This window comes from Rhodococcus sp. BS-15, from assembly GCF_000813105.1.
Classification (GTDB): Bacteria; Actinomycetota; Actinomycetes; order Mycobacteriales; family Mycobacteriaceae; genus Rhodococcoides.
The window spans coordinates 1-1,918 of record NZ_BAOX01000501.1 but is presented as its reverse complement, the minus strand read 5'-3'; the positions used below and the strand labels follow the sequence as shown (position 1 = coordinate 1,918).

1 protein-coding gene is annotated in these 1,918 nt (G+C 65.7%); it reads left to right on the top strand.

The window, feature by feature from the left end; genetic code table 11:
• Positions 1 to 313 precede the first annotated feature (313 nt).
• On the top strand, positions 314 to 1,801 hold the full coding sequence (locus tag RHBS_RS27340; RefSeq protein ID WP_121870948.1) for an SCO6880 family protein: 1,488 nt from the start codon (positions 314 to 316) through the stop codon (positions 1,799 to 1,801).
• Positions 1,802 to 1,918: the final 117 nt, after the last annotated feature.

Below are 1,918 nucleotides of genomic sequence, written 5' to 3'. Positions count from 1 at the left end.
TCGCCCGAGCCCACGACCGAACCTGACCCCACCCTCCGCCAGGCGGTTCGCCGTCCTCGGCATCAGGCCGACAGAGTCAGAGCGCCAACGGATCTCGCGGAGGATCGGGCGGCGGATCGGGATCGAAGGCAGCCAAGGCGGTGGGGTCCGGAGCTGCGGGCGCAGGACGTTCGGCCGACGACCTCGCCGGTGGCCGAACCTCGAACAACAACAGCAGCAGCGGTAACCGACACGCGATACCGCGATGACCACCCCGACATCGGCCACACCGGTTGTGGCGCAACGTGTTCTTTCCTATCCGAGGAGTGAGTAGATGGCGACGAGAACCGAAGCAGGTCTGCTCTACCACGGGTGGACCAAGCCCCGAAACACCGGATTGTTCGGTGCGACATGGGCAGCGACGATCATCGGGTTCGTCCTGGTGATCTCGGTGATGGTGACCATGATGTTCGCCGGTTTCGGCACAGGCGTGGTCGTCGCAACAATCGCGACAGTTGTTGCCGCACCGCTGGTGTGGAGCAGAGATGGTCGATCCGGATACGAAATGACGGTGCTGAGAATGCAGTGGATACGAGCACGACGCAGGAAAGAGAACATCTACCGAGGCGGGCTGTTCTCCGAACTACCCGGAGGCAAAGCGTTCCTCCCGGGCATCATGGCCCCGACCAAACTCTACGAAGGCGAAGACGCCGCCGGGTTCCGGTTCGGGATGATCCACATGCCCGCCAAGCACTGCTACACCGTGGTGCTGCGCGCCTGGCCGCAGGGCGACGAAGCAGTCGATCAGTCCCTGATCAACAACTGGGTCGGCGAATGGGGAGTCGTACTCGCCGCGATGGGCCAGACTTCCGACATCGTGGCCGTCGTCCCGGTCATCGACACAGTCCCCGAAACCGGTAACCGGTTGCTCGCCGAAGTCGACCGCAACACCGCGCCGAATGCACCTGCCCTGGCTCAGCATTCGATGTACGACCTCGCCGAGTCGCTGCCCACCGAACAGGTCCAGCTCGAGGCCCGGATCGCAGTGACATTCCGCGCCACCACTGATGCCCGCAAGAAGGACCCGTCCGAGCAGGCCGTCGAGATCAGCCGTCGACTACCAGGGCTGTGCGCGGCCCTCAAATCGGCGTCGGTGATGGTCCGGCCCATGCCTGCGGCCGACATCGTCGCCTTCGTCCGGCGCTCCACCGATCCCGCTTCACAGGCAGATCTCGAACGCGCGTCGTCGAGCTCGGCGGGACACGGACTTCACTGGGACGACGCCGGACCGGTTTCGCACGAGGAGAAGTTCGACCAGTACGTCCACGACGGTGGCCGGTCGGTGACCTGGGAAATGGATTCCGCTCCCGCCAGCGCCGTCGACGAGGGCGTCCTTCGGCGCATCCTCGCTCCCAATCCCGACGTGCCTCGCAAACGTGTCGCGATCATCTACCGACCCCACACCGCGGCGGATGCGGTCAAGATCGTCGACACCGACTACAAGAACGCACTCATCGCCGAGCAAGGCGGGCGCGGCATCGGATCGGTGACCGCCTCGATCAAGGTCGAATCGACCTCCCGCGCCCGCGAAGAGCAGGCCCGTGGCCACGGACTCGTGCGCTTCGGGGTGCTGATCACCGTCACCGAGCCCCTCACCGGCGACATCCCGGCCATCGAAGCCATCGTCCGCGATCTGTCGGTGCAGTGCCGTCTCAAGATCCGCCGCGCCTACCGCTGGCAGGCCGCCGGGTTCTACGGCTCCCTCGGCATCGGTGCAGTGCTGCCCGAACACGCCACCCTCCCCGGCGCACTCGCCGGATAAGCACCCGAGACGAGAAGAGGACCCGTCCATGGTCAAGATCCTCGACGACACCGCCCGCGCGGCCCTGGTCGTCGCCGCGAACCGTCCCGGCGTGCGCAGCATGTGGGCCAAACACAG